This window comes from Embleya sp. NPDC001921 (assembly GCF_053594475.1).
Genome location: NZ_JBSFEO010000002.1, coordinates 349,407 through 365,597, shown reverse-complemented (window position 1 = coordinate 365,597; position 16,191 = coordinate 349,407). Strand labels below are relative to the sequence as shown.

The 16,191-nt window shown below is 71.4% G+C and carries 13 protein-coding genes; 12 read left to right on the top strand and 1 reads right to left on the bottom strand.

The features are described 5' to 3' along the window. Positions 1-39: 39 nt before the first annotated feature. On the bottom strand, positions 40-1,926 hold the full coding sequence (locus ACWCPW_RS03315) for a hypothetical protein (RefSeq protein WP_449759863.1): 1,887 nt from the start codon (positions 1,924-1,926) through the stop codon (positions 40-42). A 256-nt stretch (positions 1,927-2,182) separates the two neighbouring features. Between ACWCPW_RS03315 and argC the strand changes: the two genes are divergently transcribed. The 12 genes from argC to ACWCPW_RS03255 all read left to right on the top strand — a co-directional run bounded on the left by argC (position 2,183) and on the right by ACWCPW_RS03255 (position 16,190). Continuing rightward, complete coding sequence (argC, locus tag ACWCPW_RS03310; protein WP_449759862.1) at positions 2,183-3,211, top strand: N-acetyl-gamma-glutamyl-phosphate reductase; 1,029 nt, start codon at positions 2,183-2,185, stop codon at positions 3,209-3,211. After that, on the top strand, positions 3,208-4,362 hold the full coding sequence (argJ, locus tag ACWCPW_RS03305) for a bifunctional glutamate N-acetyltransferase/amino-acid acetyltransferase ArgJ (RefSeq protein WP_449759861.1): 1,155 nt from the start codon (positions 3,208-3,210) through the stop codon (positions 4,360-4,362). Before argC ends, argJ begins: the two co-directional genes overlap by 4 nt. 32 nt (positions 4,363-4,394) lie before the next feature. Continuing rightward, positions 4,395-5,354, top strand: a complete 960-nt coding sequence (gene argB / locus ACWCPW_RS03300) for an acetylglutamate kinase (protein WP_449759860.1) — start codon at positions 4,395-4,397, stop codon at positions 5,352-5,354. After that, entirely contained in the window at positions 5,351-6,559 is a 1,209-nt protein-coding gene (locus tag ACWCPW_RS03295) for an acetylornithine transaminase (RefSeq protein WP_449759859.1), read from the top strand. Before argB ends, ACWCPW_RS03295 begins: the two co-directional genes overlap by 4 nt. A gap of 45 nt (positions 6,560-6,604) precedes the next feature. Beyond that, positions 6,605-7,153 carry an arginine repressor gene (locus tag ACWCPW_RS03290; protein ID WP_406294250.1) on the top strand — a complete coding sequence of 183 codons (549 nt, stop codon included), beginning with the start codon at positions 6,605-6,607 and terminating at the stop codon, positions 7,151-7,153. A 128-nt stretch (positions 7,154-7,281) separates the two neighbouring features. After that, positions 7,282-8,481 carry an argininosuccinate synthase gene (locus tag ACWCPW_RS03285; RefSeq protein ID WP_449759858.1) on the top strand — a complete coding sequence of 400 codons (1,200 nt, stop codon included), beginning with the start codon at positions 7,282-7,284 and terminating at the stop codon, positions 8,479-8,481. Then, positions 8,478-9,896 (top strand): argininosuccinate lyase, encoded by a 1,419-nt coding sequence (gene argH, locus ACWCPW_RS03280; protein ID WP_449759857.1) that lies wholly within the window; start codon positions 8,478-8,480, stop codon positions 9,894-9,896. The genes ACWCPW_RS03285 and argH overlap by 4 nt, the downstream gene beginning before the upstream one ends. A gap of 237 nt (positions 9,897-10,133) precedes the next feature. Next, a complete protein-coding gene (locus ACWCPW_RS03275) occupies positions 10,134-11,372 on the top strand; it encodes an alpha/beta hydrolase family protein (RefSeq protein WP_449759856.1) in 1,239 nt (412 codons plus the stop codon). Next, positions 11,369-13,201, top strand: coding sequence for a wax ester/triacylglycerol synthase family O-acyltransferase (locus ACWCPW_RS03270; RefSeq protein WP_449759855.1), 1,833 nt, complete (start codon positions 11,369-11,371; stop codon positions 13,199-13,201). Before ACWCPW_RS03275 ends, ACWCPW_RS03270 begins: the two co-directional genes overlap by 4 nt. Then, the gene (locus ACWCPW_RS03265) at positions 13,198-14,028 is read left to right on the top strand and encodes an SDR family NAD(P)-dependent oxidoreductase (protein WP_449759854.1); all 831 of its coding nucleotides are present in this window, start codon (positions 13,198-13,200) and stop codon (positions 14,026-14,028) included. The genes ACWCPW_RS03270 and ACWCPW_RS03265 overlap by 4 nt, the downstream gene beginning before the upstream one ends. A gap of 249 nt (positions 14,029-14,277) precedes the next feature. Beyond that, complete coding sequence (locus tag ACWCPW_RS03260; protein ID WP_449759853.1) at positions 14,278-14,754, top strand: GNAT family N-acetyltransferase; 477 nt, start codon at positions 14,278-14,280, stop codon at positions 14,752-14,754. Positions 14,755-15,128: 374 nt separating this feature from the next. After that, entirely contained in the window at positions 15,129-16,190 is a 1,062-nt protein-coding gene (locus ACWCPW_RS03255) for a methionine ABC transporter ATP-binding protein (RefSeq protein ID WP_449759852.1), read from the top strand. Position 16,191 lies beyond the last annotated feature (1 nt).

The following is a 16,191-nucleotide window of genomic DNA, read 5'->3' as shown; positions in this document are numbered from 1 at the left end:
CATAACCACTGATGATCGCCTGCCGGGCCGATGGCGGGCTCAGGAGGGCGAGCAGAATTTCTTCTCCGCCAGGATCGGGTTGGCCGGGATCCGCAGGTTGGTCCGGTCGGGGGCGCCGGTCAGGTTCTTCCAGAAGCGCGACGCGGACATCGGCTCGGTGACCGATTCGACCAGTTCCTTGAGGTCGCCACAGCGCAGCGCGGCCCGGGCGGCCCGGATCTCCGCGGCGGGCGCGGCCGTCTCCGGGACCAGCGCGTCGCCCGAGGGGTCGACGTACAGCGCGACGTTCCAGGCGAACGGCAGCAGTTTCTTGTGGCCCGCGGCGACGTGCTGGGTCTCGGTGATGTGCGCGCCGACCGTGTTGGACAGGCCCCACACGTCGACCACGATGCCGCCGAGCGGGGTGATCGAGCCGCCCACGCCGAGTCGGCCGATGACCAGGCCCCTGTCGTAGGGCAGGTCGCGGCGCAGCGGCAGCGGCGGGATCTTCATGTAGTTGGGGTCCACGAACAACAAACGTTCGCCGCCGGCCTTTTCGTTACGGAAGGCCTCTTCGATGGTCGGCAGCGTGCGGATGTGCGCTTCCTCGGTGGTGGGGTTGTCGGTCCGGGTCCAGGCCGCGTAGGTGTCGCGTTCGTTCCAGACCTGGTTGCCGTTGCCGCTGGGGGCGGGCGTGGTGATCACGCCCGAGCGCAGGGTGGTGCCGCAGACCACGGCCCACACCGCGACCAGCACGACGACCGGGGTCAGCAGGCGGTCCAGCGGGGCGAGCAGGAGCGGGAGCAGGACGAGCAGCAGCACCGGCAGCCACATCCGGCCGTGCATGAAGTCGCCGCCGACCTTGAGCACGTAGACGGTCTGGCCGAGCGCCGCGACCAGCGGGGTGGCGATCACGATCCAGGTGCGCCGGTCGGCGGGGCGGCGGCGGGTGAGCGCGACCGCGACCGCGACCAGGATCAGGATCATCGGGATCCACAGGTGGTACGGCCGCATGTAGTCGGTCAGGTAGTCCCAACCTCGGCCCCACAGGGATCCCGACGCCTCCTTGGTGAGCGCGGGCATCGGGAAGATCAGGCCGTAGTAGCCCAGGCGGAAGATCTCGTACGCGGCGGGCAGGAAGCCGGCGCAGGCCAGCATCGCCAACGCCTTGGGCCAGCGGGCCCGCACGAGCAGGAATTGGGCGGCGAGCAGGACCACCATGGTCAGGCCCAGGTCCGGGCGGACCAGCGGGCCCAGGCCGAACCAGAAGGAGAGCGCGAGCGTGCGGCGGGTGGTGTGGGTGCCGACCGGGCGCAGCCAGGTGCCGATCAGCAGCCACCAGGACAGGCCGATCCAGAACAGGATCAGGCCGGTCTCCATGCCGGCGGTGGCGAAGTCCCACACGGAGGGGATGGCGATGAAGACCAGTACGCCGGCGGGCAGCAGCAGGCGGGTGACGGCCATGCCGCGGAAGAGCCGGCGGGTGCCGTCCAGGGACAGCCACAGGCCGGCGACGGCCAGGACCAGGCCGGTGTAGACGGCGGTGGGCGCGTAGTCGAAGGGGGTGATCCCGCCGAGGAGCGCGAGCAGCCATTGCCACAGCGTGCTGGTGGAGGTCTCGACGCGTTCGCCGGCGCTGTAGACGGGGCCGTTGCCGGCCAGGATCTCGCGGACCGCGCGGGTGAAGATCAGGCCGTCGTCGGTGATCCACCGCTGGTGCCAGCCCATGATCGCGAACACCAGTGTCGGCAGCCCCAGCGCGAGCAGGTCCGGCAGCGGGACGCGGCCGGTGCGACGATCGGCCGAGGTCCGGCCCGTGGGGCCGTCGGGCGTGTCCGCGGTGCCCGACTCGGGCTCCGGCGGTGGCTCACCGGTCGGGGACTGTAGGTCCGTGCCTGCGGCGCGTGAGGCGCCGGCGGGCCCGGAGGTGCCGGGGGGAGGGGTCACGTGGTCTCGTTCGTTTCCTGGGCGGGGGCGCCCGCCGTCTGCTGCGCGTCGCTGCCGTCCCGCCGGCGGTCGACTGCCCTCTGGGGGGCGCGTATCCGAAGTCGGCTGATCCTAACGCACCGGCCCCGCGCCCTATTGGGGTGGAGGGCGGGCGCGGCATGGTTGCCCGGAGCGGGCCCCGGACGGGCGGTCACCCAACGTACTTGCATAGAGATTCATTGATACGTATAGTCATGCTCCTCAAGAGGAGGCGGTAATGGGGGCCAAGGCGGCACTGGCCGGAGCGAGCGGATACGCGGGCGGGGAAATCCTGCGCCTGCTGCTCGCGCATCCGGAGATCGAGATCGGCACGCTCACGGCGGGGTCCAACGCGGGCCGACGCCTGGGCGAGCTGCAGCCTCACCTGTTGCCGTTGGCCGACCGCGTGCTCGCCGAGACCACCGCGGACAACCTCGCCGGTCACGACGTGGTCTTCCTGGCCCTGCCACACGGACAGTCCGGCGCGCTGGCCGCGCAACTGGGCGCGGACGTGCTCGTGGTGGACTGCGGCGCGGACTACCGCCTGCGGGAGGCGACGGACTGGGAGCAGTTCTACGGATCCTCCCATGCCGGGACATGGCCGTACGGACTGCCCGAGCTGCCGGGCGGCCGGGCGGCGCTGGCGAACACCAAACGGATCGCGGTGCCGGGCTGCTACCCGACCGTCTCGCTGCTGTGCGCGGTACCCGCGCAGGCCGCCGGCCTGGTCGAACCCGACTGGGTCGTGGTGGCCGCCTCCGGCACCTCGGGTGCGGGCAAGGCGCCCAAGACGCACCTGCTGGGCAGCGAGGTGATGGGCTCCGCGAGCGCGTACGGCGTCGGCGGCGTGCACCGGCACACCCCGGAGATCGTCCAGGGCCTGCGCGCGGTCACCGACGCGCACGTCACGGTGTCCTTCACGCCGACCCTGGTGCCCATGTCGCGCGGCATCCTGGCCACCTGCACCGCCCGGCTGAAGCCCGGGGTCGGCGCCGAGGCGGTGCGCGCCGCGTACGCCGCGGCCTACGCCGACGAGCCCTTCGTGCACCTGCTGGCCGAGGGGCAGTGGCCCGCGACCGCGATGGTCTACGGCGCGAACACCGCCGTGCTGCAGGTCGCCGTCGACGAGCGGGCCGGCCGGGTGGTCGTGGTCGGCGCGATCGACAATCTCGCCAAGGGCACCGCCGGCGGCGCCATCCAGAGCACCAACATCGCCCTCGGCCTGGCCGAGGGCCTGGGACTGAGCAAGACGGGGGTAGCGCCGTGAGCGTCACCGCAGCAAAGGGCTTCCGGGCCTCGGGCGTGGCCGCGGGCCTCAAGAGCACGGGCCTGCCCGACGTGGCACTCGTGGTCAACGACGGCCCCTCGATCGCGGGCGCCGCCGTGTTCACCTCGAACCGGATCAAGGCCGCGCCGGTGGTGTGGTCGGAGCAGGTGGTCAAGGCCGGCCAGGTGCAGGCGGTCGTGCTCAACTCCGGCGGCGCCAACGCGTGCACCGGCGCCGAGGGCTTTCGCAACACGCACGCCACCGCCGAGCGGGCGGCCGAGCTGCTGGGGCTCAACGCGGGCGAGATCGTGGTGGCCTCCACCGGCCTGATCGGCCTGCAACTGCCGATGGACAAGCTGCTGCCGGGTGTGGCCAAGGCCGCCGCGGCGCTGAGCGCGACCGGCGGCGAGGACGCGGCGATCGCGATCAAGACCACGGACAGCGTGCACAAGCAGTCCGTGGTTGCCGACCCCGCCGGGTGGACGGTCGGCGGGATGGCCAAGGGCGCGGGCATGCTCGCCCCGGGGCTGGCCACGATGCTCGTCGTGGTCACCACCGACGCCGCCGTCGACGCCGAGACGGCGGACGCGGTGCTGCGCGGCGCCACGCACACCACGTTCGACCGGATCGACTCCGACGGCTGCATGTCCACCAACGACACCGTGCTGCTGATGGCCTCCGGCGCGAGCGGGGTCGAGCCCGACCCCGCCGCGTTCGCCGAGGCGGTGCGCACGGTCTGCGGCGACCTGGCCCGGCAACTGATCGGCGACGCCGAGGGCGCGAGCAAGGACATCCGGATCGACGTCACCGGCGCCGCGACCGAGGCCGACGCGCTCGAGGTGGCCCGCTCGATCGCCCGGAACAACCTGTTCAAGTGCGCGGTGCACGGCGAGGACGCCAACTGGGGCCGGGTGCTGGCCGCGATCGGCACCACCGCCGCCACCTTCGACCCCGACCGGCTCGACGTCGCGTTCAACGGGGTGTGGGTGTGCCGGAACGGCTTCGTGGGCGAGGACCGCGAACTGGTCGACATGAGCCCGCGCGAGACGCACATCGTGGCCGACCTGAACGCGGGCGACGCCGCCGTGACCGTGTGGACCAACGACCTCACGGCCGACTACGTCCACGAGAACTCGGCCTACTCGTCATGACCGGTACGGACAGCCAGACGAGGGGGAGCGGGATGCGGACGGAATCGGCCGGCAAACAGGGGCGCAACAACGCGGCACTGGCCAAGGCACACACGCTGATCGAGGCGTTGCCGTGGTTGGAGCGCTTCTACGGCAAGACCGTGGTGATCAAGTTCGGCGGCAACGCCATGGTGGACGACGCGCTCAAGCAGGCGTTCGCCCAGGACCTGGTGTTCCTGCGCTTCGCCGGGCTGCGCCCGGTCGTCGTGCACGGCGGCGGCCCGCAGATCAGCGCGCAGCTCGACCGGCTCGGCATCGAGTCCTCGTTCGCGGGCGGCCTGCGGGTGACCACGCCCGAGGCGATGGACGTGGTGCGGATGGTGCTCGCCGGCCAGGTGCAGCGCGAGATCGTGGGTCTGATCAACGGGCACGGCCCGTTCGCGGTCGGGATGACCGGCGAGGACGCGCACACGATGACCGCCGTGAAGCGGCACGCGATCGTGGACGGCGAGCCGGTCGACATCGGCCTGGTCGGCGACATCGTCGAGGTCGACCCCGGCGCGATCAAGGCCCTGCTGCAGGACAACCGGATCCCGGTGATCTCCTCGATCGCGCGCGGCGCCGACGGACACGTCTACAACGTCAACGCGGACACCGCGGCTTCGGCGCTCGCGGTGGCGCTGGGCGCGGAGAAGCTGGTCGTGCTCACCGACGTCGAGGGGCTGTACGCCGACTGGCCCACCAGCGACGAGGTGATATCGAGCCTGGACGCCGAGGAGTTGGCGACGCTGCTGCCGACGCTGTCCACCGGCATGCTGCCCAAGATGGAGGCGTGCCTGCGGGCCGTGCAGGCCGGCGTGCCCGCCGCCCACGTCCTGGACGGGCGGGTCGCGCACTCGCTGCTGTTGGAAGTGTTCACCGACGAGGGCATCGGGACCATGGTGGTCCCGGCCCGAGAAAAGCCCGGCGTGTTCGCCGGACAGGACCGGGACCGGACGGAGGGGGCGGCGTGACGGACACCGAGAGTGGTGCGCTGACGCGGCGGTGGAACGAGTCGCTGATGAACAACTACGGCACGCCCGCGATCGAGCTGGTCGGCGGATCCGGGGCGCATGTCGTGGACAGCGCCGGCAACACCTACGTCGACTTCCTCGGCGGCATCGCGGTCAACTCGCTCGGCCACGCGCACCCGGCGATCACCGCCGCGGTCACCGCGCAGCTCGGCCGGCTGGGCCACGTGTCCAACCTCTACATCGCCGAGCCGCCGGTCGCGCTCGCCGAGCGGCTGCTGGCCCTGTTCGGCCGCCCCGGCCGGGTCTACTTCGGCAACTCGGGCGCCGAGGCCAACGAGGCCGCGTTCAAGCTGGCCCGGCGCACCGGCAGGCCGCAGATCATCGCGGCCGAGGGCGGCTTCCACGGCCGCACCATGGGCGCGCTCGCGATGACCGGCCAGCCCGCCAAGCGCGAGCCGTTCGCGCCGCTGCCCGGTGGCGTCGACTTCGTGCCCTACGGCGACGTCGAGGCGCTGCGGGCCGCGGTCGGCCCGCAGACGGCCGCGGTGATCCTGGAGCCGATCCAGGGCGAGAACGGCGTGGTCATGCCCGGCGAGGGCTACCTGCTCGCGGCCCGGGAGATCACCGCCGCGCACGGCGCGCTGCTGATCCTGGACGAGATCCAGACCGGCATAGCCCGCACCGGCGCGTGGTTCGCGCACCAGCCGTTGGGTATCGAGCCGGATGTGGTCACGCTGGCCAAGGGCCTGGGCGGCGGGCTGCCGATCGGCGCGTGCGTGGCCTTCGGCGAGGCCGCGGAGCTGTTCCGGCCGGGCCAGCACGGCACCACGTTCGGCGGCAACCCGGTGTGCTGCGCCGCGGCGCTCGCGGTGCTGGACACCATCGAGCACGAGGGCCTGTGCGCGCGCTCGGCGCGACTGGGCGAGCAGCTTCGGGCGGGTATCGAAAAGTTCGCCCATCCGCTGGTCGATCATGTCGACGGAGCGGGCCTGTTGATCGGTATCGTGCTCACCGCACCGGTGGCGTCGGTCGTACAAAAGGCGGCGCAGGACGCGGGTTTCCTCGTCAACGCCGCCGTGCCCACCCGGGTCAGGCTCGCCCCGCCGCTCGTCGTCGACGACGCGGACGTGGACGCGCTGCTCGGAGCCCTGCCCGCGATCCTGGACGCCGGCCTCGCCGCCGCGCCCGCCGGAGGAACACCGTGACGTACATCCGACGACGACGAGTCACAGGCTAGGCGAGGTCGTCCCATGAGCAGCGAGCAGAGCAGTGACGCGACCCCGGTCGAGGGTGTGTACGCGGTGCCCAGCACCCGGATCGCCCGCCACCGGCGGATCGTCGACATCCTGACCCGGCACCGGGTCCGGTCGCAGAACCAACTCGCCCGGCTGCTCGCCGAGGACGGCCTCGCGGTCACCCAGGCCACGCTCTCCCGGGACCTCGACGAGCTGGGCGCGGTCAAGATCCGCGACGGGGAGGGATCGCTCATCTACGCCGTACCGGCGGAGGGCGGCGACCGCACCCCCCGGGCGCCGCTCGAGGAGTCCGCGGTCGAGGGACGGCTGTCGCGTCTGGCCGGCGAACTGCTGGTGTCCGCGGAGGCCTCGGGCAACCTCGTGGTGGTGCGCACACCGCCCGGGGCGGCCCAGTTCCTGGCCTCGGCCATGGACCACGCCGAGTCCCGGCTGATCCTGGGCACCATCGCCGGCGACGACACCATCCTGATGGTCTCGCGGGACCCCGAGGGCGGCGCGGCCCTGGCTGCCCACCTCCTGGCACTCGCCGAGAACAAGACCTAGGCCCCGGCCCGGGCGGCTCCGGGAAGCCCCGGCCCCCGGTCCACACACTTCCGCACCCTGCTAGAGCGCTCGGCTCCGGCGAAACACCGCACCACATCTGCCGAAACACGCTTCGAAGGAGAACGCTCGTGACCGAGCGCGTTGTACTCGCATACTCCGGAGGTCTCGATACCTCCGTGTGTATCCAATGGATCGCCGAGGAGACCGGCGCCGAGGTCGTCGCGGTGGCCGTCGACGTCGGCCAGAACGGCGAGGACCTGGACATCATCCGCAAGCGGGCGCTGGCCTGCGGCGCGGTCGAGGCCGAGGTCGCGGACGCCCGCGACGAGTTCGCCGACGGCTACTGCCTGCCCGCGATCCGGGCCAACGCCCTCTACATGGACCGCTACCCGCTGGTCTCCTCGCTCTCGCGCCCGGTGATCGTCAAGCACCTGGTCGCCGCCGCGAAGAAGCACGGCGCCACCACGGTCGCGCACGGCTGCACCGGCAAGGGCAACGACCAGGTCCGCTTCGAGGTCGGCATCGCCTCGCTCGCGCCCGAGCTCGCGTGCATCGCCCCGGTCCGCGACTACGCGATGACCCGGGACAAGGCGATCGCGTTCGCCGAGGCGAAGAACCTGCCGATCGCCACCACCAAGAAGTCGCCGTACTCGATCGACCAGAACGTCTTCGGGCGGGCCGTGGAGACCGGCTTCCTGGAGGACATCTGGAACGCGCCGATCGAGGACGTGTACGAGTACACCCAGAACCCGGCCGACCCGCGGGACGCGGACGAGGTCGTGATCACCTTCGAGCGCGGCGTGCCGGTCGCCATCGACGGCCGCGCGGTCACCGTGCTGCAGGCGATCGAGGAGCTGAACCTGCGGGCCGGCACCCAGGGCATCGGCCGGATCGACATGGTCGAGGACCGGCTCGTGGGCATCAAGAGCCGCGAGGTCTACGAGGCCCCGGGCGCGATCGCGCTGATCACCGCGCACCAGGAGCTGGAGAACGTCACCGTCGAGCGCGAACTGGCCCGCTACAAGCGCACCGTCGAGCAGCGCTGGGCCGAGCTGGTCTACGACGGCCTGTGGTTCTCCCCGCTCAAGCGGGCTCTGGACGGCTTCATCGCCGAGGCCAACCAGCACGTGTCCGGCGACATCCGGATGACCCTGCACGGCGGTCGGGCCGTGGTCACCGGTCGGCGCAGCGACCAGTCGCTCTACGACTTCAACCTGGCCACCTACGACACCGGCGACACGTTCGACCAGTCGCAGGCCAAGGGCTTCATCGAGCTGTTCGGCCTGTCCAGCAAGATCGCCGCGCGGCGGGACAACGATCAGTCGTGACCAACAGCCCCGATCGGGTGAGCCTGTGGGGAGGCCGTTTCTCCGGCGGCCCCTCCGAGGCCCTCGCCCTGCTCTCCGCCAGCGTGCACTTCGACTGGCGGCTCGCGCCGTACGACATCGCCGGCTCCCGGGCGCACGCCCGGGTGCTGCACGCGGCCAAGCTGCTCACCGACGACGAGCTGACCCGGATGCTGGCCGGCCTGGACACGTTGGCCGAGAACGTCGAGTCCGGTGACCTGGTCGCCACGATCGCGGACGAGGACGTGCACACCGCGCTGGAGCGCGGCCTGCTCGAGATCCTCGGCCCCGACCTGGGCGGCAAGCTGCGCGCGGGCCGCTCGCGCAACGACCAGATCGCCACCCTGGGCCGGATGTACCTGCGTGACCACGCGCGGATCCTGGGCCGGCTGCTGGCCGACCTGCAGGAGGCGCTGGTCGAGCAGGCCGCCGCGCATGCGGACGTGGTCATGCCGGGCCGTACCCACCTCCAGCACGCCCAGCCGGTGCTGCTCGCGCACCATCTGCTCGCGCACGTGCAGGCGTTCGCCCGGGACGCGGACCGGCTGCGCGACTGGGACCGGCGCGCGGACGTGTCGGCGTACGGGTCCGGCGCGCTGGCGGGTTCCTCGCTCGGGCTCAGCCCCGAGTCGGTGGCCCGCGACCTCGGGTTCTCCGCGTCGGCGGCGAACTCGATCGACGGCACCGCCTCGCGCGACTTCGCGGCCGAGTTCGCCTTCGTCACCGCGATGCTCGGGGTGAACCTGTCCCGGCTGGCCGAGGAGATCATCATCTGGAACACGAAGGAGTTCTCCTTCGTGACGCTGGACGACGCCTTCTCCACCGGGTCCTCGATCATGCCGCAGAAGAAGAACCCGGACATCGCCGAGCTCGCGCGCGGCAAGTCGGGCCGGTTGATCGGCAACCTGACCGGGTTGATGGCGACCCTGAAGGCGCTGCCGCTGGCCTACAACCGCGACCTCCAGGAGGACAAGGAGCCGGTCTTCGACTCGTGCGACACGCTGGAGGTGCTGCTCCCGGCGTTCACCGGCATGATCGCCACGCTCACCTTCCACCGCGAGCGGCTCGAGGAGTTGGCGCCGGCCGGGTTCTCGCTGGCCACCGACATCGCCGAGTGGCTGGTCCGCGAGGGCACGCCGTTCCGGGTCGCGCACGAGGTGGCCGGGGCCTGCGTGAAGTACTGCGAGCCGCGCGGGCTCGAGCTGTGGGACCTGACCGATGATCAGCTCGCGGAGATCTCGCCGGAGTTGACCCCGGACGTGCGCGCGGTGTTGACCGTGCAGGGTTCGGTGGCCTCGCGGGACGGCCGCGGCGGCACCGCTCCGGCCCGAGTCGCCGAGCAACTCGCGGACGTTCGGGCGGACTTGGCCGGCCAACGCGAGTGGGCCGGCGCGTAACACCGCACGCCACACGGATCGAGCTGAGACGATGGGCCCGCATCCCCCGGGGGGAGGATGCGGGCCTTCGGCGTGTCCGGGAGCCGCGCCGGGTCCGGTTTCGGGTCGGTTGCGCGTGTGTGAGCGGAAGTCGAGGTTCCAGTCCCATATGTGAATTCGCCGTTACCAGATGCGATTAGACGTGTTCGCTCCGTGCGTCTCGTACTAGGGTCGGCCGTGATCGAGGGGAGGGAACACATGCTCGATCACCTGCGCCGAATACGTTCCGAGAGTGAGAAGTCGGTCGCCATGCTCTCGGATCTGCCGATCGGCGGGCTGCTGCTCAGCGTGCCCCGGTCCGTGGGGTTCGGGGTGCGCTCCTACGTCCGCTCGCTGCGCGCCGAGCGCCGCCGCTATCCCGACATGCCGACCGTCTTCCCCACCCCGGGACTGGTCTCCGCGGCCTTCCTGGACGAACTGGTGGTCGCGCTGCTGGCGAACGGGCGCCTGTCGCCGGATCCCGGGGACGCCTCGCGCATCCGCGAGGAGATCGCCGACGCGGTGCACAAGTTCCGCGCCGAGACCTATCTGGACGATCCGACCCTGTTCCATCCCGAGCCGCCGGAGCTGATCGATCCGGTGGTGCGGGGCAGGCTCTACGGCACGATCGGGTACGAACAACTGGCCTTCGACAGCGAGTACGTGCCCTGGGCCGGCGTCCCGGGCGCCACCCGCTGGCAGGCGGCCGGCGCGAATCAGCGGGTGTGGGCGTACGTGCTGCGCCACCCCGGCAAGCCGCGGCCGTGGCTGGTGAACCTGCACGGCTTCGGCATGGGTCGCCCGGGCGACCTGGCCGCGTTCCGCTCCCAGCGGCTGCACCGCGAACTGGGCGTCAACGTGATCCACCCGGTGTTGCCGATGCACGGGCCGCGCAAGAGCGCGCGCGCCCAGGACACGCCGTTCATCTCGTTCGACTACCTCGGCAACGTGCACGGTCTGGGACAGGCCGTATGGGACGTGCGCCGCTGCCTGGACTGGATCCGCCGGCAGGGGGACACCCCGATCGCGGTGCACGGGCTCTCGCTGGGCGCGTACGTGGCCGCCCTGCTCGCGGGTCTGGAGGACCTGGACTGCGTCATCGTCGGCGTCCCCTCGGTCGACATGGCGTGGGTGATGTCGCACCACGCACCCGAGGACATCAAGCGCGAGGTGCGCGCGGCGGGCCTGCTCGGCGGCGAGGCCGAGACGGTGCACCGCGTGGTCTCGCCGCTGGCGGTGACGCCCCGGGTGCCGTTGGACCGCCGCTTCGTCTATGCCGGCCTGGCCGATCGCATGGCCACGCCGCAGCAGGCGTATCGGCTCTGGAAGCACTGGGAGGAACCATCCGTCTGCTGGTACCGCGGCTCGCACATCGGAGCCATGTGGAACCGGCAGGCGCGCCGCTTCATCGAGGATGCCCTGACCTCGTCGGGCATCGGGAGGAGGAACACCTGGTGAAGCTCTCCGGTCTGGATTCGGCTTTCCTGGCCCTGGAGTCGCGGGAGTGGCCGGCGCATGTGGTCTGCCTGACCATCGTCGACGCCTCCGACACCGGGGGTCGCGTCGATCGCGACGCCTTCAAGCGCACGCTGGCCGCACGGCTGCCCCGGTTGCCGCTGCTCGGTCGCAAACTGGTTCAGGGCCCGTGGGGGCTGGCCCGGCCGCACTGGGTCGAGGACCCCGACTTCGAGCTCGAGAACCACCTGCACCGGGCGACCCTTCAGGCCCCGGGCGGCCGGCGCGAACTCACCGCCATGGCCGAGGAGATCTACCGGCACCGGTTGCCCCGGGACCGGCCGCTGTGGGACTGGTGGATCGTCGACGGCCTGGAGAACGGGCGGGTCGCGCACCTGTGGAAGGTGCACCACGCGTGCATCGACGGCCGTTCCGGTGCCGCCATGCAGGAGATCTTCTTCGACGCGGACCCGAACGCCTCGGCCGAGTACGAGGGCGTTTCGGCGTTCGCGCCGGGCGAGGTGGTCGAACCGCCGCAGGGGTGGGAGGCGGTGCGCGAGGGCGCGCTCTCGCTGGCCGGGACGCCGGCCCGGGTGGGCCGGCAACTCGGGCGGCTGGGGCAGGGCGTCGTGCAGGCCGCGCTGACCGGGCGACTGGGACGGGCGCTGCCGCTGAACGTGCCGCGCACCCGCTACAACGAGCCGATCGGCAAGCGGCGTTCGTACGGCTTCTGCACCGTTTCGCTGTCCGACGTCAAGCTGGTCAAGAACGCGTTCGGGGTCAAGGTCAACGACGTGGTGCTCGCGATCGTGGCCGGCGCTCTGCGCGAACAGCTCGACCGATTGGGGGAGTTGCCCGAGCGGCAGTTGGTCGCCACGGTGCCCGTGGACGCCACGCGAGGCGGTGAGCGCGCGGGCGGCAACATGATCAGCGGGATGCTCGTGGGATTGGCCACCGACGTCGCGGAGCCCGCCGAGCGGCTGTTGTGCATCCACGAGAACTCCAACGCGGCCAAGGCCGTACAGAGCGCGATGGGCGGCGAGTTGCTCACCGGCCTCGCCGAGGCGCCGCCGCCGGCGGTGCTCGGCCTGCTCGGCGGCCTGTACCGCGACGCGCGACTGGCTTCCGTACTGCCCGCGTTGTGCAACGCCACCGTGTCGAACGTGCCCGGTCCGCGCGTGCCCCTGTACGCCCACGGCCAGAAGGTGGAGGCATTCCATTCGATGGGCATCATCGCCGACGGCTTCGGATTGTTCATCGGTGGCATGAGCTACCACGACCAGATCGACATCGGCGTGCTGGCGGACAAGGAGGCGCTGCCGGATCCGTTCGCGTTGGCCGACAGCATCGTCGAGCAGCTCAACCTGCTGCTGAAGGCCGCCGACGAGGTCGCGCCCGTGCCGACGGTGCGCGATGTGCCCGCCGAGCCGGAATCGGAGCCGGAGCCGGAATCGGAGTCGCAGTCGGAGTCCGCAGAAATGGTCGAGGCGGAGGCGGAGGCGGAGGCGGAGGCGCAGGCCGAGGCGCAGGCCGAGGCGACCGAGGTGGGCGCGACGCCCCCGGCTCCCGCGAAGCCGGTGCCGGTGCCGGTGCCGGTGCCGGGCGAAGTCGGGGCGGGGAAAGGGGAGTCCGGGCCGGAGTCGGTCGCGGCCGCGATCAAGGTGCCCGGGCCCAGGCGCGGCCGGGCGGCCCACAAGTCCGGTGCCGGCGCGGGCAAGAGCGGCGGCAAGGGCGCGAGCATGAGCGTGGCGACCAAGCCCGCCGGCAAGACCGCGGCGCGCCGCGAGCAGGCGAAGTCCCGTACCGCCGGCGTCGAGGCGGGTCGCGCGTGAGCAGAACGGCACTGGTCACCGGCGCCAACTCGGGACTGGGACTGGCCACCGTGCTGGCGCTGGCCGAGGCGGGCGTCCGCACGGTCGGCACGGTGCGCTCCGCGGCGAAGGCGCGGGCGGTCGCCGAGGCGGCGGCCGAGGCCGGGGTCGAGGTGCGCACCGTGCTCCTGGACATCACCGACGCGGCCGCCGGCAAGGACGTGATCGAGGACGTGCGCCCGGACATCCTGGTCAACAACGCGGGTGGCACCTCGTTCGCGCCGGTGCTCGACGTGTCCGAGGAGGACGCCCGGCACCAGATGGAGACCGCGCTGTTCGGCCCGATGCGGCTGGCCCGCCTGGCCATCCCGCACATGCGCGAGCGGGGCTGGGGCCGGGTGGTGCAGGTCTCCTCGCTCGCCGGGCAGATCAGCTATCCGCTGCTGGGCTGGTACCAGGCCGGGAAACACGCGATGGAGGCGGTCTCCGACGCGCTGCGGGTGGAGGTGGCCGGCGCCGGGGTCGACGTCGTGGTGGTCTCGCCCGGCGGCTTCCGCAGCGGCGTCACCGACACGATGGCCGAGGCCGTCGAGCAGCACCGGGGCGGCCCGTTCGCGACCGCCTTCCGGCGCATGGACCTGGGCTTCTCGATCATGAAGCCGCTGTGGAGCGAGCCGGGGACGGTGGCCGCCACGATCGTCGAGGCGGCCACCACCACATCGCCCAGGTCGCGGTACGTGGTGGGCGCCGACGCGCACCTGACCCTGCTCGTGCACCGGGTCACCGAGCCGTTCTCAACGGTACGGGCGATCAAGGAGGGAGTCGTGCGCCGGGTCACCGGCCTGTAGCGGTCCGTCGGGACGATCCCCGATCGCCCGAACGAGCGTATTTTCCCGGACCGGTTGCCTGAACGGCGGATTGCGCGTAGGTGAGGGCCGGGTAGAAGTCCGGGAAAAGCCGTGTGGAACAGTGACGAATGCAGTGTTCAAGCGAGTGTTCGAGAAGGGGACAACCCTCCCCCTTCGCGGAGGCACTGTGACATGACGCTGCGGCACACACATCCGCACGGTGATCAGGGCGATCAGGGGAGCAATCCGATGGGGCAGAACGTAGGCATCGGCACGGCGGACGTATCCGACGCCGAGCAGATCCTCAAGCTTCAGTACCTCTGTTACCAGGGCGAAGCAGCCCTGTACAACGACTACGGCATCGAGCCGCTGACGCAGAGCCTGGAGAGTCTGCGCGCCGAGTTCGAGACGCACACCGTCCTGGTGGCACGACTGGGCGAGGAGGTCGTCGGTTCGGTGCGCGGCACCATCGAGGACGGCGTGGCCCGGATCGGCAAGCTGGTCGTGCACCCCCGGCTGCAGCGGCACATGCTCGGCACCCGGCTGCTGCGCGCGATCGAGGAGAAACTGGCCGACGCGGCCGAGTACGAGCTGTTCACCGGCCACCGCAGCGAGAACAACCTGCGGCTGTACGAGCGGCTGGGGTACGTCTCCGGCCGGGTCGAGAAGATCAGCCCCCGGCTGAGCCTGGTCTACCTGCGCAAGACGGCCGTCCTCGCGGCCTGAGCAAGCCCTCGCGACACCCCCGAAGCCCCGGCGACCATGGAATCCATGGCCGCCGGGGCTTCGTCGGCTTCGGTCGCAGGTGCCCCGGTGGGATGACATTTCCATTGCGGGGTGTGTGTCTGGTTTAATCGGATCATGTTCACGACGGCTCACACATCCGGCACCGCGGCTACCGCCACGGGTTGTCGTCGCATGTGCCGTTCGTGTCAGATCTGTCGAATGTGTGGCTGTTGAGGATTTGAGGGCCTGATCCCTCTCCCGGGCCGAGCGCTCCGCGCCCCCGGTGTCATCCCCGCCACGCCCCCTGTGTGACGAAATCGCGCGGCCCTTCGCCGGGCCCGATTCCGCACGCGCATCCAACCGAGGACTTCACGGTGATCCGTACCACTGCCCTGAGCAAGGTCTATCGCAGCCGAGAACGGCAGGTGACCGCGCTCGACAACGTCGACCTGCACGTGCGTGAAGGCGAGATCTTCGGCGTGCTCGGTCGCAGCGGCGCCGGCAAGAGCACCCTGATCCGCTGCCTGAACCTGCTGGAGCGCCCCACGTCGGGCACCGTCGAGGTGGGCGGGCGCGACCTGACCGCGCTGTCCGCGAGCGCGCTGCGTGCCGAGCGGCGCGGCATCGGGATGATCTTCCAGCACTTCAACCTGCTCTCCAGCCGCACCGTCGCCGGAAACGTCGCGGTTCCGCTGGAGATCGCCGGCATCCCGCGCCGGGACCGGGCCCGCCGGGTGGCCGAACTGCTGGACCTGGTCGGGCTGTCCGAGCACGCCAAGGCGTACCCCGCGCAACTGTCCGGTGGGCAGAAGCAGCGGGTGGGCATCGCCCGCGCGCTCGCCGCCGAGCCGCGGGTACTGCTGTCCGACGAGGCCACCTCGGCGCTCGACCCGGAGACCACCCGCTCGATCCTGGCGCTGCTGCGCGACCTGCGCGACCGGCTCGGCCTGACCATCCTGCTGATCACGCACGAGATGGACGTGGTCAAGAACATCTGCGACTCGGCGGCCCTGATGGAGGGCGGCCGGATCATCGAATCCGGGACGGTGGCCGAACTGCTCGGCCGGTCCGACTCGCGGCTGGCCCGGGAGATGTTCCCGCTGGGCACACCGGGCGTGCTCGAGGGCCGCACCGTGGTGGACATCACCTTCCGCGGCGAGGAGACGGCGCAGCCGTTCATCTCGACCCTCGCGCGCACCTACAACGTGGACGTCAACGTGCTGGGCGCGGCCGTGGAGAGCGTCGGCGGCCGGCAGATCGGCCGGATGCGGATCTCGCTGGACGGCACGTTCGAGCACAACGTGGTGCCCATCGGCTATCTGCGCGAGCAGGGCCTGCAGGTCGACGTGGTCGACGAGGGCCCGAGCACCCCCACCGAGTCGGACGCCGACGTCGCCGCCGCGGACGGCGTGGCGCTCGCGGGCAAGGAGATCTGAA